21 protein-coding genes, 1 tRNA gene and 1 riboswitch are annotated in these 22,227 nt (G+C 71.5%); of the genes, 11 read left to right on the forward strand and 11 right to left on the reverse strand.

Features of this window, described 5'->3' with window-relative positions:
* Positions 1-7: 7 nt before the first annotated feature.
* From ACFYYF_RS32510 to ACFYYF_RS32520, 3 genes are read right to left on the reverse strand one after another with little or no spacing between them, the layout of a single operon-like run.
* A complete protein-coding gene (locus ACFYYF_RS32510; protein ID WP_388781050.1) occupies positions 8-1,198 on the reverse strand; it encodes a PotD/PotF family extracellular solute-binding protein in 1,191 nt (396 codons plus the stop codon).
* Between the two features lie 51 nt (positions 1,199-1,249).
* Positions 1,250-2,695 carry a sensor histidine kinase gene (locus ACFYYF_RS32515; protein ID WP_388781051.1) on the reverse strand — a complete coding sequence of 482 codons (1,446 nt, stop codon included), beginning with the start codon at positions 2,693-2,695 and terminating at the stop codon, positions 1,250-1,252.
* Positions 2,692-3,348 (reverse strand): response regulator transcription factor, encoded by a 657-nt coding sequence (locus ACFYYF_RS32520; RefSeq protein ID WP_388781052.1) that lies wholly within the window; start codon positions 3,346-3,348, stop codon positions 2,692-2,694. Before ACFYYF_RS32520 ends, ACFYYF_RS32515 begins: the two co-directional genes overlap by 4 nt.
* Before the next feature lie 392 nt (positions 3,349-3,740).
* Between ACFYYF_RS32520 and ACFYYF_RS32525 the strand changes: the two genes are divergently transcribed.
* Positions 3,741-4,367: a hypothetical protein gene (locus ACFYYF_RS32525; protein ID WP_388781053.1), complete on the forward strand. Its 627-nt coding sequence runs from the start codon at positions 3,741-3,743 to the stop codon at positions 4,365-4,367.
* Between the two features lie 120 nt (positions 4,368-4,487).
* On the opposite strand, the gene ACFYYF_RS32530 is transcribed toward ACFYYF_RS32525, so the two are convergent.
* Positions 4,488-5,927, reverse strand: a complete 1,440-nt coding sequence (locus tag ACFYYF_RS32530; protein ID WP_388781054.1) for a gamma-aminobutyraldehyde dehydrogenase — start codon at positions 5,925-5,927, stop codon at positions 4,488-4,490.
* A 187-nt stretch (positions 5,928-6,114) separates the two neighbouring features.
* On the opposite strand from ACFYYF_RS32530, the gene ACFYYF_RS32535 reads away from it, so the two are divergent.
* The 7 genes from ACFYYF_RS32535 to ACFYYF_RS32565 all read left to right on the forward strand — a co-directional run bounded on the left by ACFYYF_RS32535 (position 6,115) and on the right by ACFYYF_RS32565 (position 13,596).
* Positions 6,115-6,630, forward strand: a complete 516-nt coding sequence (locus tag ACFYYF_RS32535) for an Lrp/AsnC family transcriptional regulator (RefSeq protein ID WP_361683074.1) — start codon at positions 6,115-6,117, stop codon at positions 6,628-6,630.
* Positions 6,615-7,997: an aspartate aminotransferase family protein gene (locus tag ACFYYF_RS32540; protein WP_361683076.1), complete on the forward strand. Its 1,383-nt coding sequence runs from the start codon at positions 6,615-6,617 to the stop codon at positions 7,995-7,997. Before ACFYYF_RS32535 ends, ACFYYF_RS32540 begins: the two co-directional genes overlap by 16 nt.
* 272 nt (positions 7,998-8,269) lie before the next feature.
* Positions 8,270-9,007, forward strand: coding sequence for an ABC transporter ATP-binding protein (locus ACFYYF_RS32545; RefSeq protein ID WP_388781055.1), 738 nt, complete (start codon positions 8,270-8,272; stop codon positions 9,005-9,007).
* On the forward strand, positions 8,989-10,743 hold the full coding sequence (locus tag ACFYYF_RS32550; RefSeq protein WP_388781056.1) for a hypothetical protein: 1,755 nt from the start codon (positions 8,989-8,991) through the stop codon (positions 10,741-10,743). The genes ACFYYF_RS32545 and ACFYYF_RS32550 overlap by 19 nt, the downstream gene beginning before the upstream one ends.
* Before the next feature lie 121 nt (positions 10,744-10,864).
* Positions 10,865-11,272 (forward strand): VOC family protein, encoded by a 408-nt coding sequence (locus ACFYYF_RS32555; RefSeq protein ID WP_361683082.1) that lies wholly within the window; start codon positions 10,865-10,867, stop codon positions 11,270-11,272.
* Positions 11,273-11,633: 361 nt separating this feature from the next.
* Positions 11,634-12,749, forward strand: coding sequence for an LOG family protein (locus ACFYYF_RS32560; RefSeq protein WP_388781057.1), 1,116 nt, complete (start codon positions 11,634-11,636; stop codon positions 12,747-12,749).
* 157 nt (positions 12,750-12,906) lie between these two features.
* Entirely contained in the window at positions 12,907-13,596 is a 690-nt protein-coding gene (locus tag ACFYYF_RS32565) for an LAETG motif-containing sortase-dependent surface protein (RefSeq protein ID WP_361683086.1), read from the forward strand.
* Between the two features lie 108 nt (positions 13,597-13,704).
* Here the strand turns inward: ACFYYF_RS32565 and ACFYYF_RS32570 are convergent, their stop codons facing one another.
* From ACFYYF_RS32570 to rlmN, 4 genes are all read right to left on the reverse strand, one after another.
* The gene (locus tag ACFYYF_RS32570; protein WP_388781058.1) at positions 13,705-14,727 is read right to left on the reverse strand and encodes an ABC transporter ATP-binding protein; all 1,023 of its coding nucleotides are present in this window, start codon (positions 14,725-14,727) and stop codon (positions 13,705-13,707) included.
* The gene (locus tag ACFYYF_RS32575) at positions 14,728-16,374 is read right to left on the reverse strand and encodes an ABC transporter permease (protein WP_388781059.1); all 1,647 of its coding nucleotides are present in this window, start codon (positions 16,372-16,374) and stop codon (positions 14,728-14,730) included.
* Between the two features lie 59 nt (positions 16,375-16,433).
* Positions 16,434-17,531, reverse strand: a complete 1,098-nt coding sequence (locus ACFYYF_RS32580) for a thiamine ABC transporter substrate binding subunit (RefSeq protein WP_388781060.1) — start codon at positions 17,529-17,531, stop codon at positions 16,434-16,436.
* Positions 17,532-17,607: 76 nt separating this feature from the next.
* A riboswitch (TPP riboswitch) is annotated at positions 17,608-17,713 on the reverse strand.
* 80 nt (positions 17,714-17,793) lie between these two features.
* Positions 17,794-18,900, reverse strand: coding sequence for a 23S rRNA (adenine(2503)-C(2))-methyltransferase RlmN (gene rlmN, locus ACFYYF_RS32585; RefSeq protein ID WP_388781061.1), 1,107 nt, complete (start codon positions 18,898-18,900; stop codon positions 17,794-17,796).
* A gap of 274 nt (positions 18,901-19,174) precedes the next feature.
* Between rlmN and ACFYYF_RS32590 the strand changes: the two genes are divergently transcribed.
* Together ACFYYF_RS32590 and ACFYYF_RS32595 are read left to right on the forward strand one after the other, a co-directional pair.
* Positions 19,175-19,978: a hypothetical protein gene (locus ACFYYF_RS32590; RefSeq protein WP_388781062.1), complete on the forward strand. Its 804-nt coding sequence runs from the start codon at positions 19,175-19,177 to the stop codon at positions 19,976-19,978.
* Between the two features lie 95 nt (positions 19,979-20,073).
* A tRNA-Trp gene (locus ACFYYF_RS32595) sits at positions 20,074-20,148 on the forward strand.
* 55 nt (positions 20,149-20,203) lie between these two features.
* On the opposite strand, the gene ACFYYF_RS32600 is transcribed toward ACFYYF_RS32595, so the two are convergent.
* Positions 20,204-20,410, reverse strand: coding sequence for a hypothetical protein (locus ACFYYF_RS32600; RefSeq protein ID WP_093895140.1), 207 nt, complete (start codon positions 20,408-20,410; stop codon positions 20,204-20,206).
* Between the two features lie 147 nt (positions 20,411-20,557).
* On the opposite strand from ACFYYF_RS32600, the gene ACFYYF_RS32605 reads away from it, so the two are divergent.
* The gene (locus tag ACFYYF_RS32605; protein WP_388781063.1) at positions 20,558-21,154 is read left to right on the forward strand and encodes a GNAT family N-acetyltransferase; all 597 of its coding nucleotides are present in this window, start codon (positions 20,558-20,560) and stop codon (positions 21,152-21,154) included.
* 78 nt (positions 21,155-21,232) lie between these two features.
* Here the strand turns inward: ACFYYF_RS32605 and ACFYYF_RS32610 are convergent, their stop codons facing one another.
* Together ACFYYF_RS32610 and ACFYYF_RS32615 are read right to left on the reverse strand one after the other, a co-directional pair.
* Positions 21,233-21,553 carry a GYD domain-containing protein gene (locus ACFYYF_RS32610; protein ID WP_388781064.1) on the reverse strand — a complete coding sequence of 107 codons (321 nt, stop codon included), beginning with the start codon at positions 21,551-21,553 and terminating at the stop codon, positions 21,233-21,235.
* 192 nt (positions 21,554-21,745) lie between these two features.
* Positions 21,746-22,219 carry a carboxymuconolactone decarboxylase family protein gene (locus tag ACFYYF_RS32615; RefSeq protein ID WP_361683098.1) on the reverse strand — a complete coding sequence of 158 codons (474 nt, stop codon included), beginning with the start codon at positions 22,217-22,219 and terminating at the stop codon, positions 21,746-21,748.
* Positions 22,220-22,227: the final 8 nt, after the last annotated feature.

The raw sequence follows: 22,227 nt of genomic DNA on the forward strand, positions 1-22,227 counted from the left end.
CCCCGGTTCACAGACCGGCTATCGCGTTCCAGCGCTTGGCGAACTCCGTGCGTTCACCGGCGGTGATGTCGCGGGCGATCGCGAGACGCCTGCGCATGGTCGCGTCCGGGAAGATCAGCGGGTCCTCGGCCAGGGCGGCGGTGTCCTTGTCCTTGGAGGAGGCGAGGACGTCCTGGGCGGCGGGGACCGGGCAGACGTAGTTGACCCAGGCGGCCAGCTCGGCGGCGACCTCCGGCTCGTAGTAGTAGTCGACGAGCTTCTCCGCGTTGGCCTTGTGCCGGGCCAGGTTGGGGATCATCAGCGACTCGGCCCACAGTTCGGCGCCCTCCTCGGGGACGACGAAGCGGATGTCGGGGTTGTCGGCCTGGAGCTGGATCACGTCGCCCGAGTACGCCTGGCAGGCGAGCACGTCCCCGCTCGCGAGGTCCTTGATGTAGTCGTTGCCGGTGAAGCGGCGGATCTGTCCGCGGCGCACCTGCTTCTCGACCCGGTCGCACACCCGGTGGAAGTCGTCGGCCCGCCACTTCGTGATGTCGACCCCGTCGGCCTGCATGAGCAGCGCGAACGCCTCGTCCAGGCCGGAGAGCAGGGTGACCCGGCCCTTGAGGTCGTCGGCCCACAGGTCGGACACGTGCCTGATCTCGCGGCCGAGCTTGCGGCGGTTGTACGCGATGCCCGTGATCCCCGACTGCCAGGGAACCGAGGACTTGCGGCCCGGGTCGAAGGCGGGCGAACGCAGCAGCGGGTCCAGGTACTTGGTGACGTTCGGCTGCCGGGACCGGTCCATCTCCTGGACCCAGCCGAGCCGGACGAAGCGGGCGCACATCCAGTCGCTGATGACGATGAGGTCGCGCCCGGTCCGCTGGTGGTTCATCAGGGACGGACTGATCTTGCCGAAGAACTCGTCGTTGTCGTTGATCTCCTCGATGTAGTCGACGGAGATCCCGGTGCGCTTCTCGAAGGCCTCCAGCGACGGCCGCCGAGTGGTGTCCTCGTCGTCGGTGTCGATGTACAGCGGCCAGTTCGCCCAGGTCAACCGCTTGTCCGAGGCGGAGAGGTCGGCTCCGGCCCGGTCGCCCGGTGCCACGTACGCGGCCGGTACCCCGCATCCCGCGAGCGCTCCGAGCGCGGCACCGCCGCCCAGGGCGCGCAGCAGGGACCGGCGGGACAGGGGCGAGGTCTTCCGATTCACGGGCACGCGGGAAGCATGCCGACCCGGGCTCGCCGCGGACAATGGACGGTGCGTCGATCAGTCGCCCGCCGACCCGACACCCTGTCGATCCGTGTCCGGACGGCTCGCGGACTCCGGGCGCGTGACCGCCGGCCGCCCCTGGCCCGGCTCCCGTCCGGGCGCGTCCGGGGGCGGTGCGCACGGCGGGAAGGTGACCCGTACCGACAGGCCGCCCCGCGGACGGGGCCACGCCTCGACCGTGCCGCGGTGGGCGGTGGCGACGGCCGTGACGATGGACAGGCCGAGCCCCAGTCCGTCGCGGGGCCGGCCCTGCCCGTCCGGGCGCGTCCGCGGGTGGGCGCGGGTCCGTTCCGCGCCGAGCCGCCGGAACGGCTGGAAGAGTCCGGCCACTTGGTCGCGCGGGATCACGGGGCCGGTGTTGTCGATCCGCAGGACCGGGCGTCCCGCCTCCGTCCCGGTCCACAGGCGGACCCAACTCTCCCCGGTTCCGCCGGTGTTGTGCCGTACGGCGTTGTCCGTCAGGTTGACCACCAGCCGCTCGATCAGCTGGGGATCGCCCAGCACGGGCGCCGGGGCGAGGTCGGCCCGTACGGTCGGCGCGCCCGGCCCGGACCCGCTCTCCGGCAGCAGTTCCCGCACGGTCTCGGCGAGGTCGACGAACTCCCCTCTCTGCAGGCCGCGTTGACTGCGGGCAAGGGTCAACAAAGCGTCGATGAGCCGCTCCTGTTCCTGCCCGGCGGCCCGGACACGCAGGCACGCGGCCCGCAGGCTCTCCACCGAGGCGCCGGGGTCGGCGAGCGCGACGTCCACGATCGCCTGCTGGAGCGTGAGGGGTGTGCGCAGTTCGTGCGACGCGTTGGCGACGAACTGCTTCTGCGCCTCGAACGCGCCCTCCAGTCGCCCCAGTACGTCGTCGAAGGTGTCCGCCATCGCCTTGAGTTCGTCATCGGGCCCCGGCACGGCCAGCCGCCGGCCGGGGTTGTCCGCGGAGATCCGGCGGGCGGCGGCGGTCATCGTGCGCAGCGGGGCGAGCACCCGTCCGGCCATGATCCAGCCCAGGGCCACGGAGGCGAAGGTCATCACGGCGAGCGCGATGCCCGCCTCCACGAGCAGGTGGTGCAGTTGGTCGGCGCGCAGGGCTTCGGCGTACGTCGTGAGCGTCGGCGGATCCGGGTTGGCGAGGCCTTGGCCCGCGGGCAGCCCGGGTTCGACGGACGAGACGACTCCCTCGGACGGCGTCGACCGCGACGCCAGGAGGTAGGTGAAGCCGAGCAGGCCCGCCCCCGCCGCCATGAACAGCGCGCCGTAGAGCAGGGTCAGCCGCCATCGGACACTGCGCGGCACCAGCCGCAGGACCCCGGCGAGAGCATGGCGGCGGACCCCGGCGAGAGCTTGCCTGCGGACCCCGGCAAAAGCTTGTCGCCGGACTCCTCCGGAGGCCCGCCGCCGCCGGCCGTTCCCGTACGGCACCGGCCCGTTCGCGCCCTGGGACGTGTCCGTCATGCGATGCGGTATCCCGCCCGGTCCACCGTCGCGATCAGCGGCGGCTCCCCCAGCTTGCGGCGCAGTCTGCTCACCGTGACCTTCACGGTCTGGCTGAAGGGGTCGGCCGCCTCGTCCCAGGCCCGCTCCAGGAGTTCCTCGGTGGAGACGACCGCGCCCTGCGCGGACAGCAGGAGTTCGAGCACGGCGAACTCCTTGGGGCTGAGGGCGAGGCCCGAACCGCCCCGGGTCGCCTGCCGTCGCGCCGGGTCGAGGCGCAGTTCCCCGCGGACCAGGACAGGCGGCAGCGCGGGCTGCGCGCGGCGCGCCAAGGCCCGTATCCGCGCGACGAGTTCGGCGAACGCGAACGGCTTGGAGAGATAGTCGTCGGCACCGAGGCCGAGTCCCGTGACCCGGTCGGCCACCGTGCCGGACGCGGTGAGCATCAGCACCCTGGCCCGGCTGCCGCCCGCGGACAGTGTCCGGCACACCTGATCGCCGTGGACCCCGGGCAGATCGCGGTCGAGCACGACGACGTCGTACCCGTTGACGGCGGCGCGTTCCAGCGCCGTGGGCCCGTCCGGCGCGAGATCGACCGCCATGCCCTCGCGGCGCAGCCCGGCGGCCACGGTCTCGGCGAGCTCTTCATGGTCCTCGACCACCAGCACACGCATGGCGGTCAGTGTGGCGCGCGGCCGGTTACACGGGGATAAGGGCCGCTGCACGGGGTGATCCCGCCCGCCCGGGGCCGAGCCGGCCTCTGTCCCGAAGCCCGTCCTGGCGCCCGTTCCGGAGCCTGTCCCGGCTCCTGGCCCGGCCTCTGTCCCGGCTCCTGGCCCGGCCCCTGTCCCGGCTCCAGGCCGGCCTCAGTCCCGGCTCCTGTCACGGCGCCGTAAGGAAGACCGTTCCCGTGCCGTAACCGCCCCACGGCTTGGCTGGAGCGCAGCACGGCATCGCGTACCCCGCCACGACCGTCGAGCCACGGCACGTGACGGAACCCGGTGCGCGACCGCGCGCCGTCGCATCCGAACCGGCGGCACCGCCGCCCGCTCCTTGGAGGAAGCCCATGCGTGCACCGGCCACCCGGCCACAACGACTCGCCCTGGCCTGCGTCCTGATCTCGGCCGCCACACTCGGGACCGTCAGCGCCTCGGCCGCCTCGGCGTCCGACGGGACCACCGTGACCGCGACGACGGCGGGGACCGCCGGGTCGCCCCGGCTCACCCGGCACGCCGCGACCGGCAAGCCGCCCAAGGGCGCCCTGCCGGCCATCGCGTACCGGCCGACCTCGCACGCCCCCGGCGACGTGAACACGGCCAACGACGCCTTCGCGGCCTGTATGCGTGACCACGGCCAGAAGCACTTCCCGGTCTTCCACGCCTCGAAGGACGAGCAGGGCCGCGTCCGGTTCGACGTGCGAATGAAGGCGGAGAAGGGCTTCGACCCGGCCTCGAAGAGCTACCGGAGCGCGCAGAAGGCGTGCGCGCCGATCCTGAGGAAGGCCGGCGTCACCTTCTCGACCGGATCCGGGCTGCCTCCGACGACCGTGCCCGGCAGGCCCGGCAAGCCCGGCACGGGGTCGGGAGGGAGTTCCGCCGGCGGGTCCGGCGAGCTGCCCGGCTTCCACACCGAGCAGGAGGGGCCGGGGGCGGCCGACGGGCCGACGCTCTCCGGCGTGACCGAGAACGCCTGAGCGGGCGTCCAGGGGGAAGAGCGTGGCCCCGGACGGGATCGCATCCCGTCCGGGGCCACGTTCACGCGCGGTCCGCGGTCCGCGGTCCGCGGTCCGCAGTCCGCAGTCCGCCGACAGCCGTCAGCCGTCCAGCGACGTCATGACGTGCTTGATGCGCGTGTAGTCCTCGAAGCCGTAGCCCGACAGGTCCTTGCCGTAGCCGGACTTCTTGAAGCCGCCGTGCGGCATCTCGGCGACCAGCGGGATGTGGGTGTTGATCCACACGCAGCCGAAGTCGAGGGACTTGGACAGGCGCATCGCGCGGCCGTGGTCCTTCGTCCAGACCGAGGAGGCCAGCGCGTAGTCGACGCCGTTGGCCCACTCGACGGCCTGGGCCTCGTCCGAGAAGGACTGGACGGTGATGACCGGGCCGAAGACCTCGTTCTGGATGATCTCGTCGTCCTGCTTGAGGCCGGAGACGACGGTCGGGGCGTAGAAGTAGCCCTTGTCGCCGACCTGCTGGCCGCCCGCCTCGACCTTGGCGTGCGCGGGAAGCCGCTCGATGAACCCGGCGACCTGCTTGAGCTGGTTGGGGTTGTTCAGCGGGCCGTAGAGCACGTCCTCGTCGTCCGGCTGACCGGTCTTCGTCTCGGCGGCGGCCTTGGCGAGCGCGGCGACGAACTCGTCGTGGATGGAGTCCTGGACGAGGACGCGGGTGGCGGCCGTGCAGTCCTGGCCGGCGTTGAAGAAGCCCGCCACCGAGATGTCCTCGACGGCCTTGGGGATGTCGGTGTCCTCGAAGACGACGACCGGGGCCTTGCCGCCCAGCTCCAGGTGGACGCGCTTGACGTCCTTGGACGCCGACTCGGCGACCGAGATGCCCGCGCGGACGGAGCCGGTGATGGACGCCATCGCCGGGGTCGGGTGCTCGACCATCGCGCGGCCGGTGTCGCGGTCGCCGCAGATGACGTTGAAGACGCCCTTGGGCAGGATGCCGCCGAGGATGTCGGCGATCAGGACCGTGGAGGCCGGGGTGGTGTCCGACGGCTTGAGGACGACCGTGTTGCCCGCCGCGAGGGCCGGGGCGAACTTCCACACCGCCATCATCATCGGGTAGTTCCACGGCGCCACCTGGGCGCAGACGCCCACCGGCTCGCGGCGGACGATCGAGGTCATGCCCTCCATGTACTCGCCGGCCGAGCGGCCCTCGAGCATGCGGGCGGCGCCCGCGAAGAAGCGGATCTGGTCGATCATCGGCGGGATTTCCTCGGACCGGGTCAGACCGATCGGCTTGCCGGTGTTCTCCACCTCGGCCGCGATCAGCTCCTCGGCCCGCTCCTCGAACGCGTCCGCGATCTTCAGGAGGGCCTTCTGCCGCTCGGAGGGGGTCTTGTCCCGCCACTCCGGGAAGGCCGCGGCGGCGGCCGTCATCGCGGCGTCCACGTCCGCCTGGCCGGAGAGCGGCGCGGTCGCGTACGCCTCGCCGGTCGCGGGGTTGACCACCTCCGTGGTCCGTCCATCGGCGGCATCGCGGAACTCTCCGTCGATGTAATTGCGCAGACGACGCAGCTCGGTGCTCACTGCCCGGCCCTCCTGTCGGATGTCCAACGACCCAGGTGTCCACTACCTGAGATGCCTGGACCCCACCCTAATCCGTGACTCCGCGTTTTCAACACCCCTGAACGGCCCAGAGCTGCGAAATCCGCAAGACACGTAGCCGTAAACAACGAATTTCATCGCCTGAACCTTGCGGAACTGTCGATACGTCGTGCAGAGTGGGGCTGTGGCCAGTCGAAGCGCGGAACCCAGGGACTCCCGCGAGTCCAGGAACGGCAGTCCCCAGTTGGACACCGTCTCCCTCGCCATCATCGAGCAGCTCCAACAGGACGGACGCCGCCCGTACGCCGCGATCGGCAAGGCCGTGGGCCTCTCCGAGGCCGCCGTGCGCCAGCGGGTCCAGAAGCTGCTCGACCAGGGCGTCATGCAGATCGTCGCCGTCACGGACCCGCTCACCGTGGGATTCCGCAGGCAGGCGATGGTCGGCGTCACGGTCGAGGGCGACCTCGACCCGGTGGCCGAAGCGCTCGCTGCCATGTCGGAAGTCGAGTACGTGGTGATGACCGCGGGCTCGTTCGACATCCTCGCCGAGATCGTCTGCGAGGACGACGACCACCTGCTGGACGTCATCAACAAACGCATCCGGGCCCTGCCCGGGGTGCGCTCCACCGAGAGCTTCGTCTACCTGAAGCTCAAGAAGCAGACCTACATGTGGGGAACCCGATAGCCGTGAGCACCAAGGACCTCAGCAAGACCGCGTACGACCACCTGTGGATGCACTTCACCCGCATGTCCTCGTACGAGAACGCGCCCGTTCCCACCATCGTCCGTGGTGAGGGCACCTACATCTACGACGACAAGGGCAAGCGCTACCTCGACGGTCTCGCGGGCCTGTTCGTGGTCCAGGCCGGCCACGGCCGCCGGGAGCTGGCCGAGGTTGCCGCCAAGCAGGCCGCCGAGCTGGCCTTCTTCCCCGTGTGGTCCTACGCCCACCCGAAGGCCGTGGAGCTGGCCGAGCGCCTCGCCCACCACGCGCCGGGCGACCTGAACAAGGTCTTCTTCACCACCGGCGGCGGCGAGGCGGTCGAGACCGCCTGGAAGCTCGCCAAGCAGTACTTCAAGCTCCAGGGCAAGCCGACCAAGTACAAGGTCATCTCCCGCGCGGTCGCTTACCACGGCACCCCGCAGGGCGCCCTGTCGATCACCGGCCTGCCCGCCCTGAAGGCCCCCTTCGAGCCGCTCGTCCCGGGCGCGCACAAGGTGCCGAACACCAACATCTACCGCGCCCCGCTCTTCGGCGACGACCCGGAGGCCTTCGGCCGCTGGGCCGCCGACCAGATCGAGCAGCAGATCCTCTTCGAGGGCCCGGAGACGGTCGCCGCGGTCTTCCTGGAGCCCGTGCAGAACGCCGGCGGCTGCTTCCCGCCCCCGCCCGGCTACTTCCAGCGCGTGCGCGAGATCTGCGACCAGTACGACGTGCTGCTCGTGTCGGACGAGGTCATCTGCGCCTTCGGCCGCCTCGGCACCACGTTCGCCTGCGACAAGTTCGGCTACGTCCCGGACATGATCACCTGCGCCAAGGGCATGACCTCGGGCTACTCCCCGATCGGCGCGTGCATCGTCTCCGACCGCATCGCCGAGCCGTTCTACAAGGGCGACAACACGTTCCTGCACGGCTACACCTTCGGCGGCCACCCGGTCTCCGCGGCCGTGGGCCTCGCCAACCTCGACCTGTTCGAGCGCGAGGGCCTCAACCAGCACGTGCTGGACAACGAGGGCAACTTCCTCAAGACCCTGCAGAAGCTGCACGACCTGCCGATCGTCGGCGACGTCCGCGGCAACGGCTTCTTCTACGGCATCGAGCTCGTGAAGGACAAGGCCACCAAGGAGAGCTTCACGGACGAGGAGTCGGAGCGCGTGCTCTACGGCTTCGTCTCCAAGAAGCTCTTCGAGTACGGCCTCTACTGCCGCGCCGACGACCGCGGTGACCCGGTCATCCAGCTCTCGCCGCCGCTGATCTCCGACCAGTCGACCTTCGACGAGATCGAGGGGATCATCCGCCAGGTGCTGACGGAGGCGTGGACCAAGCTCTGATCGCACCCCGCCGACCCCGGCCGCGAACCCGGCCCCGCCCCTTCCCCACGGCGGGCCCCGGTCTTCCGTCCGGCTGATCGACCCCGGCCCCGGGCCGCCCGTTCGAGTGAGAATGGGCGGCCCGGGGCCGCGTGCTGTCCGGCCTCCCGGCCCCGACTCCCTAGCGTGCCCTGTAACCGATCGGCCCTGCCTTCGTTCCCCCGTCCGGGGGACCGAGCGACCTCGACGAGGTCGCCGGGCACGGCACATCAGCTCTGAACGAGGTGTACGCGATGGTGGCCCCGCCTGACAACGACGTGCTCTGGGCACGCGCCCTGCACGTCAAGCACAACGGCTCGCCCGCGCTCAGCGGTGTCTCGCTCGGCATCCGTGAGGGCGAGATCCTCGCCGTCTGCGGCCCGCGCGGCAGCGGCAAGACGACCCTCCTGCGCTGCCTGTCCGGCCAGATCCTGCCCCAGCAGGGCGAGGTCTGGTTCAACAGCTCGCCCGTGCACACCATGGGCCCGCTCACCCGCGAGCGGCTGCGCCGCGACCGGTTCGGCTGGATCGACCCGGTCCCGACCCTGATCCCCGAGCTGAACGCCTGGGAGAACACCGCCCTCCCGCTGATGCTGCGCGGCTGGACCCGCCGGGCGGCCAAGACCGCCGCCCTGGAGTGGCTGGAGCGCCTGGACGTCGGCCGCTGCGCCCGCAAGCGCCCGCACGCCCTGCTCCAGGCCGAGCGGCAGCGCGTGGCCGTCGCCCGCGCCCTCGCCCCCACCCCCACCGTGCTGTTCGCGGACGAACCGACGGCGCCGCTGCACCGCGCCGACCAGACCCAGGTGCTGCGCACGCTCACCTCCGCGGCCCGCTCGCACAACATCACCGCCGTCCTCGCCACCCACGACCTGGACACCGCGGCCCTCGCCGACCGCACGGTGTCGCTGCTCGACGGACGGCGTGTGAACACCGTCCACCTGCCCCCGGTCACCGAGGCGGAAGGCCGGGCCGCGTGCTCGCTCTCCGTCTAGCCCGCGGGGGCCACCCCCTCGTCCAGCTCCGCCGGCTCCTGGTCGCCGCCGCCTCCGCGGGCACCGGGTTCCTGCTGCTGTGCACGCTGGGTTACGCGATGAGCCATCCGGACGCCTCGGCCGCCGGCGCGCTGCGCCTGGCCTGGTGCGTCGTGCCCCTCGCCGCCACGGTCTACTTCGCCGTCGCGGTGGCCCGCACCGACCCCGCCACCCGGCCCCGGCCCGGCCTGTCCGCCGTCGGCCTCGGCCCCGGCCGGCTGATGGCGATCTCCGCCGCCACCACCGCCCTGTCCACGCTCCTCGGCTCGCTGCTCGCCCTGCTCCTCTTCCTCCATCTGCGCGGCGACATCACCGGCATCCCGTTCGGCGGCACGGAGGCGGACTTCCTCGCCTCCGGGCAGTCGCTGCCGCTGCCCGCGGCGCTCACGCTGCTCTCCCTGGTACCGGTCGCGGCCTCCGGCGCGGCCGCCCTCTCCCTGCGTCCCCGGGGCGGCGGTCCGGTGCGCGCCGCCTGGTCGTACGGCCGCACCTGGATGTCGGCGCGGCAGAACGCCGTCGCGAGCACGCAGCGGACCACCATCCGCGGCGGCGGACGGCCCACGGGCGGCGCTCCCGGCACGCCCTCGCCGCTCACCGCGCCCGGCGGGCCCACCGCCTCCACCCCGGCCGGCGGGACCACGGCCCTCTCGGCGAGCGGAACGGGCGACGGTCTCACCGTGACCGTCGACGGCGAGGGCTTCCAGGACGCGTCGACGGCCGTGGGCGACGCCTCGCCGCCCGCACCCGACCCGCTGCTGTCCCCTTCCTCTTCCTCTTCCTCTTCCTCTTCCCCATCCCCTTCCGCTTCCCCGGAGGGCTCCGGCGGCCCCGACTTCCACTGGACCGCCGAGGCGTACGCCTCCGGGGAGACCGGGACACCGGCGGCGAAGGACCACCGGGCCGCGGCAGCCCACCCCGCGCCCGCCGCGTACGAGCGGACGGACATGCCGTCGTTCGTGGACATGGACACGGACGTCGAAGCGCTGTACATGGACATGCTTCCGGCGTACGAGGGCGCGGCCGTGCCCGCCGCGCGCCCGGACCCGCGCCGGATCGCCGAGGCCGGCTCCGGCGGGCTGCCGCCCGCGCCGGGCTACCCGAACGGGCTCCCCTGGGGCGCGGCCACGCTGGCCGCCGGGCTGGCCGTGGAGACTTACGCGAGCCGTTCGGGACCCGCGCCCGCGCTCGCGCTGCCCGGCGGATTCACAGGCGGTCCCGCCGGGGTGCTGCTCGGCTGGGTGCTGACGGCGGTCGGTCTGGCCCTCGCCGGGCCGGCGATCACGTATCTGTGCGGCTGGCTGCTCCAGGCCGTGCGTCCGGGAGCGCTGCGACTGCTGGCCGGACGCGTGCTCCAGTCGGAGGCGCGGCGCATCGGACAGCCGCTGGGCGTGGTGTGCGCGGTGGCGTCGGGCGGGTTCGCCATGACGACGCTGTACACCGGGGCCCGGCCGGCCTTCGGCCCGCTGACCACGCTCGGCGCGCTGCTCGTCGCCGGGTGCACGCTGCTGACGCTGGCGACCGCGGCCGTCGAGGCGCGGCAGGCGCGGGCCGACACCACGGCGGCCCTGCTGCGGCTGGGGGCTCCCGCCACCATGCTGCGCGGTGCGGCGGCCCTGCGCGCCGGGACGCTGTTCGTCGCGTTCGCCCCGCTGACCTGGGCGGTGGCCGAACTGGCGGCGATCCCCCTCATCCACTGACCGGCCCTGCGGAGCACTCCGCGCGCCGTTCGGCAAAAAGGGGTCCGCTCCGGGCGATGAGTTCCGGGCGGACCCCCGGTCTATCCCTGCGAACGGCACAACACCGACGGGAGAACCTCGCATGTACCAGCAGATGATCTTCGTGAACCTGCCCGTGTCCGACGTCGCCGCCTCGAGGAAGTTCTTCACGGAGCTCGGCTACTCGATCAACCCCCAGTTCTCCACCGACGACTGCGCCTGTGTGGTGATCAGCGACACGATCATCGCGATGCTGCTCAGCAGGCAGCGCTACGCGGACTTCACCAAGAAGGAGATCGCGGACGCGACGACGACCAGCGAGGTGCTGCTGTGTCTGAGCGCCGAGAGCCGCGCGAAGGTCGACGAGCTGGTCGACGCCGCCATCGCGGCGGGCGGTTCGGGCTCCGGCGAGGCACAGGACCAGGGCTTCATGTACGGCCGAGCCTTCGACGACCTCGACGGCCACACCTGGGAGGTCATGTGGATGGACCCGGCAGCGGTCCAGGGCTGACCCTCCGGCCGACCGGCGAACGTGCCCGGCCCGGCGCGCGGTACAGGGGTCCGCACACCGGCCCGGGCACGTCCCGTCCGACCCGCTTCAACTTCAGCTCCCCGGCCCGCTTCACCTTTCAGCCCCCCGATCCGCTTGACCTTTCAGCCACTCAGGCCCGCTTCAATTCCAGGCCCTCCGGCGCTTGAGGAGCGGGGTCCGGGGCGGAGCCCCGAGTGTGGGACGGACAGCAGATTTCAGCCCCTCCGGCGTTTGAGGAGCGGGGTCTGGGGCGGAGCCCCAGGGGGCTGCCGGGCGCCGGTGAAAGGGCAGCGGCCGGAACCCCGGTACCCCTTGGGCGGCAGCCCCTAGCATGGGCGCAATGCAGCCAACCCCCCTACACGCCCCCCACGACCGCGAGATCGAATCCCTCACCGAGTTCGACGAGGTCGTCTCCACGGGCCGCTCCCTCGCCGGGTTCCGCGTCCAGGCCGTCGACCTGACGGACCGTACGGCGGACCTCACCTCCTTGGACACGGTCGGCGCCGTCTTCCTCGGCTGCCCCATGGAGCCCGAGGCGGCCGAGCGGGTCCGGCTCTCCGGCGCCCTCGTCTTCCCGCCCGTACCGGGCCTCCCCCTCGACCCCTACCGCGGCCGCCTCTACTCCCCCGACGAGCTCTTCGCCTCGCTCGACGCGGGATACGAGTCGACACCGGACGCCCGCGCGTACGCCTGGTTCCAGCAGACCAAGGCCGACGGCGACATATTCGCCTCGATGGTGCGCGCGGTCCACGACGACTCCATCTCGGACGCGCTCGACGAACTCCTCACCGGCGTGCGGGTGGTGGGCGTGATGGGCGGCCACGCCATGGCACGCGGCACGGAGGAGTTCGCGGGGGCCGCGCGGCTCGGCCGCACCCTCACGCGCTCCGGTCTCATGGTCGCCACCGGCGGCGGCCCCGGCGCCATGGAGGCGGCGAACCTCGGCGCGTACGCGGCCCCCTTCGACGACGACATGCTCGACGAGGCCCTGCGCATGCTGGCCGCCGTCCCCTCGTTCACGCCCTCCGTCACGGACTGGGCGCGAGCGGCGTTCGCGGTGCGCGAGCGCTGGCCCTCCGGCGGCGCCTCGGTCGGCATCCCCACGTGGTTCTACGGCCACGAGCCGCCGAACGCCTTCGCCGCGCACATCGCCAAGTACTTCGCCAACGCGACCCGCGAGGACGGACTGTTGGCCCGCTCGAACGCGGGCGTCGTCTTCCTGCCTGGCGCCGCCGGGACCGTACAGGAGATCTTCGACAACGCGACCCCGAACTACTACGGGTCCCGGGGCGAGCCGACCCCCATGGTCCTGGTGGACCGGACGCACTGGACGGAGCGGTTTCCCGCCTGGGCCCTGCTCACTTCGCTGGCCCGGGAGCGGGCGATGGAGTCACGGATCGCGCTCGTCGAGGACGTCGATGACGCTCCGCAGGCACTCAAACACCTGGGAGGTTAACAACTCGGCAAAGCCAACGGCGGGGTGGAGCCTACGCATTGACATCGCTTAGGTTGCGCTTATAAACCTTTGAAACTCCTGGGGGTGCTGTTGCCCGATCGATTCACGGCAAATCCCCCCACACCCCCCGCAGTTGCGCAACCTGTGAAGGGCAATCGTGTCCATATCTCGACGCACCGCACGTACCGTGCGAATCCTCGGCGTTGCCTCCGCCTCTGCCGCGCTCGCGCTCGGCGTCGCCGGCAACGCACTCGCCTGCAACATCAAGGACTTCTCGGCCGACGCCACCTGCGACGGCAACGGGAAGGGCATCATCACCGTCACCGACGTCGACTCCTCCGCCAAGGAAGCCACCATCACGGTCTTCCTCGAGCGCAACGGCGCCGACGACCACCAGGTCGGGACCGCTCAGAAGGTCGTCGGCAGCAAGGACGGCGCCACCATCTCCTTCTCGGAGGACTGGGCGCCCAAGGCCGAGTACCGCATCCACGTCAGCGTCCCGGGCATCGTGGACAAGGACATCTCCCCGAACCTGGTGACGAAGGACGAGGCCTGCTCCACCAAGTCGGAGTCCCCGTCCCCGTCGGCGAGCCCGGAGCCCTCGGAGTCCGCCCCCTCGGACACCCCGTCGGACTCGGCGAGCCCGTCCGACTCGGAGAGCAGCGAAGCCCCGGCCACGCCGGGCGACAACCAGCCGTCCGCGGCCGCCGGTGAGTCCAACCTCGCCGAGACCGGTGCGAACTCCAACACCCCGATGATCGCCGGTATCGCCGGTGCGTTCGTCGTCATCGGTGGCGGAGCGGTCTACTTCGGCATGCGCCGCCGTGGCGCCTCGAAGGCGAGCTGACCCGCTCCCTGAACGACCGTGTGGCCCGTCCCCGTCGAGGGGGCGGGCCACACGCCTGTCCGGACGCGTCCGCCCGACCGGTGTGCCGCACCGGCCGCTTCGCGGGGATCAGGCCCCGAGGACGACGACCTCGGCCTCGTCGAACTCCACCCCGACCACGTCCCCGGGCTCCGGCGCGTCCCGCAGCGCGCACGCCGCCTCCAGCGCGGGCGCGCCCTCGGGCTGAAGCCGTACGGCGACGTGCGTGCCCCGGAACGTGCGTGCGGCGACCGTGCAGCGCAGCCCGTCCGCCGGGGCGACGAGCCGTACACCGGCGGGCCGTACGAGGAGCGTTCCGGTCCCCTGGAGGGCGCCCTCGGGCACGGGGACCTTGCCCCACGGGGTGTCGGCGGCGCCGGCCCCGACCGTCGCCTCGACCACGTTGTCGAAGCCGAGGAAGCGGGCCACGAAGGCGTCGGCGGGCCGCTGCCAGACATCGAGGGGCGTACCGGACTGGGCGATCCGGCCGTCGCGCATCACCACGACCCGGTCGGCGAGCGCGAAGGCCTCACCCTGGTCGTGCGTGACGGCGAGCACGGTCGTCCCCAACGCGCCGAAGAGCTGGCGGAGTTCGACGACGAGCCGTTCGCGCAGCGAGCGGTCGAGCTGGCCGAGCGGTTCGTCGAGCATCAGCAGCCGGGGGCTGGGCGCCAGGGCGCGGGCCAGCGCCACGCGCTGCTGTTCGCCGCCGGAGAGCGAGGCGACGGCGCGGTCGCGGGCTCCGGGCAGACCCACGAGGTCGAGCAACTCCCCCACCCGGGCCGCCTGTCCGCTCTTGGACGTGCCGTGCATCCGCAGCCCGAAGGCCACGTTGCCGCCCACGTCCCGCTGCGGGAAGAGCTGGTGGTCCTGGAACATCAGGCCGACCCCCCGCTTGTGCGCGGGAACGCCGCCCTGGTCCTGTCCGTCGAGCACCACCCGGCCGGTGTCCAGCGGCTGGAGTCCGGCCACCGTCCGCAGGAGTGTGGACTTGCCGCTGCCGCTCGGCCCCAGCACGCAGACGATCTCGTGTTCGGCGACATCGAGGTCGACGGCGTCGAGCACGGCCCGCCCGCCGAAGCGTACGGTCGCGCCCTCAAGGCTCAGCAGCATCTAGAACTCCCCGGTCCTGTCGGTCCGTACCCGCTCCAACAGCAGCAGCGCCACCGCGCACACCACCATGAGGATCGTCGAAAGGGCCATGGCCTGGCCGTAGTTGAGATCTCCCGCGCGCCCCAGCAGCCGGGCCACGGCGACCGGCAGCGTCGGGTTGTCGGGCCGTGCGATGAAGACGGTCGCGCCGAACTCCCCGAGGGAGACGGCGAAGGCGAAGCCGGCCGCGATCAGCAGGGCCCGCCGCACCATCGGCAGGTCGACCTCGCGCCACACCCGCCACGGGGAGGCCCCGAGGACGGCCGCGGCCTCCCGCAGCCGCCCGTCCACCGCGCGCAGCACGGGCAGCATGGTCCGTACGACGAAGGGGACACCGACCAGCGCCTGGGCCAGCGGCACCAGGATCCAGCTCGCGCGCAGGTCGAGCGGCGGTTCGTCCAGCGCGATCAGGAATCCGAAGCCCACGGTGACCGCGGAGACGCCGAGCGGCAGCATCAGCAGCGCGTCGAAGCCCCGCATCAGCCGGCCGGCCCGCCGGGTGAGGGCCGCGGCGGCGAGACCGCCGATCAGGACGGCGATGGCGGTGGCGGCGAGCGCGTACTCCAGCGAGTTGCCGACGGCCTCGATCGGGGCGACGAGGAAGACCCCTCCGTCGTCGTCGGCCAGGGCCCGGTAGTAGCCGAGTCCCGGGGCGCCGAGGGACCGCTGGACGAGGACCGCGAGCGGCAGCACGAGCAGGACCGCGATGCTCACGAGCACGCCCGCGAGGAACGCCCACTGTCCCGCGCCGCGCGGCCGGCGGGCGGTCGTCTCCGGGGCCACCAGACGCAGGGCGGTCTCCCGCCGGCGTACGGTCGCCGCGTGCACGGCGAGGATCGCGCCGACGGCCACGAACTGGACGATGGTCAGCACCGCCGCCGTCGTGAGGTCGAAGATCTCGGAGGTCTGGCGGTAGATCTCGACCTCGAGGGTCGAGAAGGTGGGGCCGCCGAGGATCTGCACCACGCCGAAGGAGGTGAAGGTGAAGAGGAAGACCATGAGGGCGGCGGCGGCCACGGCGGGCCCGAGCGCCGGCAGCGTCACCCTGCGCCAGGCCGCCAGGCGCGAGGCGCCGAGCACGCGCGCGGCCTCCTCCTGGCGCGGGTCGAGCTGCGACCAGAGCCCGCCGACGGTTCGTACGACGACCGCGTAGTTGAAGAAGACGTGCGCGAGCAGGATCGCCCACACGGTGGTGTCCAGGCGCAGACCCCACAGCTCGTCGAGCAGCCCGCCCCGGCCGACCAGCGCGAGGAACGCCGTGCCGACGACCACGGTCGGCAGCACGAAGGGCACCGTCACCACCGCCCGGAGCACCTGCTTGCCCCGGAAGTCGAAGCGCGCGAAGACGTACGCGCCGGGGAGCGCGACCAGCAGCGTGAGCGCCGTCGAGGCGAGCGCCTGCCAGGTGGTGAACCACAGCACGTGCCGGATGTCGGACCGGGTCGCGACCTCCCAGATACGGCCCAGCTGCCAGCCGCCGTCCCCGTGGAGCCCGCGCGAGACGATCGCGGCGACGGGATAGGCGAAGAACACCGCGAAGAACGCGACGGGCAGCGCCATCAGGGCGAAGCGCGCCGCGTTCCCTCCGCGGGCCCGGTGCGGAGCCATGTCCGCGGGTCCGGCCCCGGTGGTTCCACCGGGGCCGTCGGCCGCTTCGGCCCGGTCGGCTACTTCAGTACGAGCGAGGTCCACGACTTGACCCACTGGTCGCGGTCGGCGGCGATCTTCGCGGGCGCCAGGGTCTCGGGATCCTTGGCCTGCGGACCGTACCGGGTGAACTCTGCCGGCACCCGCGCACCCTCACGGACCGGGTAGACGAACATGTTGAGCGGCATGTCCTCCTGGAACTCCTTGGTGAGCAGGAAGTCCAGGAGCGCCTTGCCGCCCTTGGCGTTCTTGGCGTTGCTGAGCAGACCCGCGTACTCCACCTGGCGGAAGCAGGTGCCGTCCGCGACCCCGGTCGGGGCCGTGGTCGGCTTCGGGTCGCCGTAGATGACCTCGGCGGGCGGCGAGGAGGCGTACGAGACGACGAGCGGCCGGTCGGCCTTGGCCTTCTTGCCGCCGGCGGACCCCGAGAACTCCTCGTTGTACGCCTGTTCCCAGCCGTCCACGACCTTGACCCCGTTGGCCTTGAGCTTCTTCCAGTAGCCCTGCCAGTCCTGGTCGCCGTAGTGCGCGGCGGACCCGAGCAGGAAGCCGAGGCCGGGCGAGGAGGTGGCGGCGTTCTCGGTGACGAGGAGGTTCTTGTACGCGGGCTCGGCCAGGTCGTCGAAGGACCGCGGCGGCGCCAGCTTGTGCTTGCTGAACCAGGCCTTGTCGTAGTTGACGCAGATGTCGCCCGTGTCGATGGGCGTGACGCGGTGCCTGGCCTGGTCGGCGCGGTACTGCGGCAGGACCTGGTCGGCGCCCTTGGCCTCGTACGGCTGGAAGAGCCCGTTGTCGAGCGCGCGGGAGAGCAGGGTGTTGTCGACGCCGAAGAAGACGTCGCCCTGGGGGTTGTCCTTGGTCAGGATGGCCTTGTTCACGGCCTGCCCGGCGTCGCCGTCCTTGAGGACGCGGACCTTGTAGCCGGACTGCTTCTCGAAGTCCGCGAGGACGCTCTTCGACACGAGCCACGAGTCGTGGCTGACGAGCGTGATCGTCTTCGAGTCGCCCGAGCCGGCGCTGTCGGACGAGCCGCACGCGGACAGGACGGGCAGCGCGACGAGGCCGAGCCCGACGGCCGTGACCGCGAGCCGTCTGCCGCTGCTGGTGTTGGTGATCACTGATTCCTCCTGGGTGACCAGGAAGAGACGCGGCCCTGCCCGGGACCTCTGACGGTTCCCGGGCAGGGCGCAACAGCTTGAGTAATGACCGAACTTCCTACCCAGAATGACCTGGGCAAGGTTCAGAGGGTCTGCGGTCTGTCCCGCACTCTCAGCGCTGTGGCGCTCCCCTGTCGGAATATGAAGATGTCGGACGGTGAAGATGTCAGGTCATGACGGCATCGAATGACGAAGATGCCGAAACGGACCGACTCGGTTCAGACTACCGCTCGGTCGCGGCGAGCTGACCACACGCTCCGTCGATCTCCTGGCCCCGGGTGTCCCGGACGGTGACCGTGACGCCATGGGCGGCGATCGCCTCGACGAACGCCTTCTCGTCCTCGGGCCGCGAAGCGGTCCACTTCGAACCCGGGGTCGGGTTCAGCGGAATGAGGTTGACGTGCACGGGCTTGCCCTTGAGCATCCGCCCGAGCCGGTCGCCCCGCCACGCCTGGTCGTTGATGTCGCGGATCAGCGCGTACTCGATGGACAGACGGCGCCCGGAGCGGTCCGCGTATCCCCAGCCGGCGTCCAGCACCTCACGCACCTTCCACCGCGTGTTCACGGGGACGAGGGTGTCGCGCAGCTCGTCGTCCGGGGCGTGCAGGGAGATCGCGAGGCGGCACTTGAAGCCCTCGTCCGCGAACCGGTTGATGGCGGGGACCAGCCCGACCGTCGAGACGGTGATGCCGCGCTGCGACAGCCCCAGCCCGTCGGGCTCGGGGTCGGTGAGGGCGCGGATCGCGCCGACGACCCGCTTGTAGTTGGCGAGCGGCTCGCCCATCCCCATGAAGACGATGTTGCTGAGCCGGGCGGGACCCCCGGGGATCTCGCCGTCACGCAGCGCCCGCATGCCGTCGACGATCTGGTGCACGATCTCGCCGGTCGACAGGTTCCGGTCGAGACCGGCCTGTCCGGTGGCGCAGAACGGGCAGTTCATCCCGCAGCCCGCCTGCGAGCTGATGCACATGGTCACCCGGTCCGGGTAGCGCATGAGCACGGACTCGACGAGCGTGCCGTCGAAGAGCCGCCACAGGGTCTTGCGGGTGGTGTCCTGGTCGGTCGAGAGGTGACGTACGACCGTCATCAGCTCGGGAAGCAGCGCCTCCTGGAGCTTGCCGCGCGAGGCGGCGGGGATGTCCGTCCACTCGGCGGGGTCGTGCGCGTACCGCGCGAAGTAGTGCTGCGAGAGCTGCTTGGCACGAAACGGCTTCTCACCGATCGCGGCAACCGCCTCTTTGCGCTCGGCAGGCGTGAGATCGGCAAGGTGCCGCGGCGGCTTCTTGGCTCCGCGCGGCGCGACAAAGGTGAGTTCTCCGGGCTTAGGCATGGCGTTACCAGTGTCGCAGATCAACAGCACCGGCCCAGGCCGGAGCGGGGTGGGGGCGATCACCCGCGAACGCCGCCGGTCACCATCGGCCGGCTCCGCACGGCCCAGGAACGGCCCGGCAGCCCGTGCGCGGCTTTCAGGGGCGGGCAGTCGGCCCGACCCTGCGGATCCTGGCCTCGCCTGCGTCGGGAAACGGGTACCCGCCGGGCGGGAACCGGTGTAGCGTCGCGATCTTCGCCCGGCTCACCGTGCGGAGTCACGGTAGGTAGCCGTCATGCTCGATCAGCCTGTCCCCGACCCGTACGCGACGTGGCGGCTCTCTCTCGCCGAGGTGGACCGGATCTTCGCCTCCCCTCCGGAGCTCGACCGGCCGGTGGCGGGGTGCACTCGTTGCTTCACGGAAGCGGAACTTCGCGTACTCGGCGGTGAACCGCGGGATGTGCCGGTCGACGTCCTCCGGGGCTTCATGGGCAAGGTCGTCGATCACTGGGACGCTGACCAGTACCCGGTCCTGTGGCGCCGCCTCATACCGCGTGCCTTGCGCCGCTGCGGCCCGGAAGGCTCTGACACCGACCCGTCCTATGAGCTGCGCAATCTCGGCCGGTACGGAGCCGAACTGATCGGCTGGCCGGTCGCCGAGCGCACCGCGGTCGAGCAGGCGTTCCGGGCACTGCTCACCCTCGCCCTGACCGACGGCCGGTCCCCGCAGGACATCCGCGATCTCCTGGAAGGCGTCGCCCACGCCACGGGCGGCCTGGAGCCATGGCTGGACCACATCGCCGGCCTCTCCGGCCCCGCCGCGGATGCCGGCCTCGTCCGACTGGCAGTGGGCTGGGGGACGGAATTCCTGTGGGAGGAGTTCGATTTCCAGTGGTGGTACGACGGCGACCCGCGCCCCGTCGCCGACTGGCTGCTCACGCAGCGCCCCCGCATCGCGTCCTTCGCGGCACGACACCCACGCTGCAAGAACGCCGCCGACGCCCTCATCGCGCTCTCCCACCTCCAAGAAGGTGACTGGAGCCCGTGGTTCTACCCCTACGGCCAGGACTCGCTCCTCCAACCGGCCACGAGGAGGTGAAGCCCGCGTTCTCCAAGTCCCTGGACGGACAGGCCCGGCAAAGGCACTAGTGCCACCTCGGCAGCAGGGGGCGACCTTAGGATGGCGGAGGGGGCGGAGCCGTAGCGCAGAGGTCGTCGCGCGCGGTCTCCAAAACCGCGAGGACGCCGGTTCGAATCCGGCCGGTTCCGCCTTCTCCGAATCCGCCCTGTTCCAGACGGTATTGACGCTGGGTCTGTGCAGGCGCTACAGCGCTTCGTCTCTGGCCAGGATCAGACTGACCGAGCCCTCTTCGAGGTTGATGCCGCCCTCGAGATGCTCGTGGTAGCCGTCCCTGAGTTCGGGATCCGCCAGTCCCATGAGCCGCTCGGCCAGGTCGCGCAGCCCTGCGGCATTGGCCGCGACGGTGATTTCGGTCGCCGAGCCGTACACCTTGATCCGGGGTTCATCCATGCGGTCACGCTACTGCGGGTCTTCGCCCCCCATCCCATTCCCAACCTCTCACCCACTCCAGCTCCCATCCCGTCTGCGGTCGGATCGACCAACACGCCGTGGAGCTGGCGTGGTTCAGGGCGTCGGGCGTGCGATAGCTTGCCCGGCATGACCGAGTTGGGACCCGTAGCCTGGCCACCTGCCCCGATACGGACCGAACGGCTCGTGCTCCGCGAGTCCGAGGCCCGCGACCGTGCGGCGTTCATCGAGCTGTTCGCCTCGCCAGAGGTTGGTACCTACATCGGTGGCCCTCGACCGCGTGATGAGCTCGAGCGCACGGCACCTGAGGTGCCCGGGCGGCGCCCCGGCTTCTTCGTGATCGATCTCGGCGGAGTCATGATCGGCATGATCACGCTCGATCGGCGCGACGCGGAGCGCCCGGGTCACGTCCGTCCGGATGCCGGAGAGGCCGAACTCGGCTACATGTTCCTGCCGGAGGCGTGGGGGTACGGGTACGCCGCCGAGGCGTGCGCGGCGGCACTCGGCTGGTTCGCCGACGCCCTCCCCGGCGAGCCGTTGGTGCTGTGCACGCAGAGCGCCAACGACCGCTCGATACGCCTCGCGGCCAAGCTGGGGTTCACGGAGGTGGAGCGGTTCGAGGAGTACGGCGCCGAGCAGTGGTTCGGCGTGTGGTCCTCGCCCGCGACGTCCGGTTTAGCCGGCCGACATCCCCGTCAGGACCCATCGCAGCGCTCCGGCAGGTGAGTGCCAGGAGGTTGTCGGACCTTGAGGACGGCGGCCGGAGCCCTCGCGCGGCGCGGTGGCCCGGGCAGGACCGTCGGGCTAAGCCCCCGGCGGGCGGAAGGCGACCTCTCTGTGGGTCGCCTCGTCGATCTCGTCGAGGGTGAGGAGGGGCGTGGCCCTGGTGTGCAGTGCGCCGCTGGCCTTGACGCTGAGGCTCACCGCGGCCATGGAGACCGCGTCGGGGAAGTCGAGGATGCACACGAAGTCCTCCTCCCCGAAGGAGAAGTACATGCTCTCGACGGTCCCGCCGAGGCCGGCGACGACGCGCTCGACGGCGGCGCGGCGACCGCTCGCGCCCTCCTTGAGCACGCCCTTCGCCCCCTCGGGCGTGTAGCGGGCCTGGATGAGGAACTTCGGCATAGCAGTACTCCCTGCCTGCGACGTGTCCGGTACGCGGTACGCGGAAGGTCTTCCCGTTGTCGCCCCCGCCGCCGACCGGGGAACGGCGGGATTCACCCGTAAGACACCACCCGCCGTCCGGCCGGCCCCGCCGCGCCTCACCCCGGCCTGCGCCCCCTGCCTGCGCTCACCCCGGCTTACGCTGACGCCCGTTTACGCGAACTGACCGGGCCGGTAGTCGCCCGCGGGCTGCTGGATCATGACGTTGGCACGGTTGAAGGCGTTGATCAGCGCGACGCAGCACACCAGGGCGGCGAGCTGCTCCTCGTCGTAGTACTTGGCGGCGTTCGCCCAGCACTCGTCCGTGACGCCGCCCGCCGCGTCGGCGATGCGCGTGGCCTGCTCCGTCAGTTCCAGGGCGGCGCGCTCGGCGTCGGTGAACACCGTCGCCTCCCGCCAGGCCGCGACCAGGTTGAGGCGCACGGACGTCTCGCCCGCGGCCTCCGCGTCCTTGCTGTGCATGTCGGTGCAGAACCCGCAGCCGTTGATCTGGCTGGCGCGAAGCTTCACCAGCTCCTGCGTCGCGAGCGGCAGCGTCGACTCCGCGAGCGGCCTGCCGGCGGCGACGATGTGCTTCATGACCTTGGCCGACACCGGGCTGGCGAAGAGGTTCAGACGGGCTTCCATGGTGCGCT

The sequence above is a fragment of the Streptomyces sp. NPDC001914 genome (assembly GCF_042891215.1).
Taxonomy (GTDB): domain Bacteria; phylum Actinomycetota; class Actinomycetes; order Streptomycetales; family Streptomycetaceae; genus Streptomyces.

Bases quoted from the DNA above. Each gene is read 5' to 3' on its own strand.
- ACFYYF_RS32570 (WP_388781058.1), bottom strand. From the start codon at position 14,727: ATGCTGCTGAGCCTTGAGGGCGCGACCGTACGCTTCGGCGGGCGGGCC.
- ACFYYF_RS32575 (WP_388781059.1), bottom strand. From the start codon at position 16,374: ATGGCTCCGCACCGGGCCCGCGGAGGGAACGCGGCGCGCTTCGCCCTG.
- ACFYYF_RS32600 (WP_093895140.1), bottom strand. From the start codon at position 20,410: ATGGATGAACCCCGGATCAAGGTGTACGGCTCGGCGACCGAAATCACC.
- ACFYYF_RS32615 (WP_361683098.1), bottom strand. From the start codon at position 22,219: ATGGAAGCCCGTCTGAACCTCTTCGCCAGCCCGGTGTCGGCCAAGGTC.
- ACFYYF_RS32590 (WP_388781062.1), top strand. From the start codon at position 19,175: ATGCTCGATCAGCCTGTCCCCGACCCGTACGCGACGTGGCGGCTCTCT.
- ACFYYF_RS32560 (WP_388781057.1), top strand. From the start codon at position 11,634: ATGCAGCCAACCCCCCTACACGCCCCCCACGACCGCGAGATCGAATCC.
- ACFYYF_RS32605 (WP_388781063.1), top strand. From the start codon at position 20,558: ATGACCGAGTTGGGACCCGTAGCCTGGCCACCTGCCCCGATACGGACC.
- ACFYYF_RS32545 (WP_388781055.1), top strand. From the start codon at position 8,270: ATGGTGGCCCCGCCTGACAACGACGTGCTCTGGGCACGCGCCCTGCAC.
- ACFYYF_RS32610 (WP_388781064.1), bottom strand. From the start codon at position 21,553: ATGCCGAAGTTCCTCATCCAGGCCCGCTACACGCCCGAGGGGGCGAAG.
- ACFYYF_RS32515 (WP_388781051.1), bottom strand. From the start codon at position 2,695: ATGACGGACACGTCCCAGGGCGCGAACGGGCCGGTGCCGTACGGGAAC.
- ACFYYF_RS32520 (WP_388781052.1), bottom strand. From the start codon at position 3,348: ATGCGTGTGCTGGTGGTCGAGGACCATGAAGAGCTCGCCGAGACCGTG.
- rlmN (WP_388781061.1), bottom strand. From the start codon at position 18,900: ATGCCTAAGCCCGGAGAACTCACCTTTGTCGCGCCGCGCGGAGCCAAG.
- ACFYYF_RS32555 (WP_361683082.1), top strand. From the start codon at position 10,865: ATGTACCAGCAGATGATCTTCGTGAACCTGCCCGTGTCCGACGTCGCC.
- ACFYYF_RS32525 (WP_388781053.1), top strand. From the start codon at position 3,741: ATGCGTGCACCGGCCACCCGGCCACAACGACTCGCCCTGGCCTGCGTC.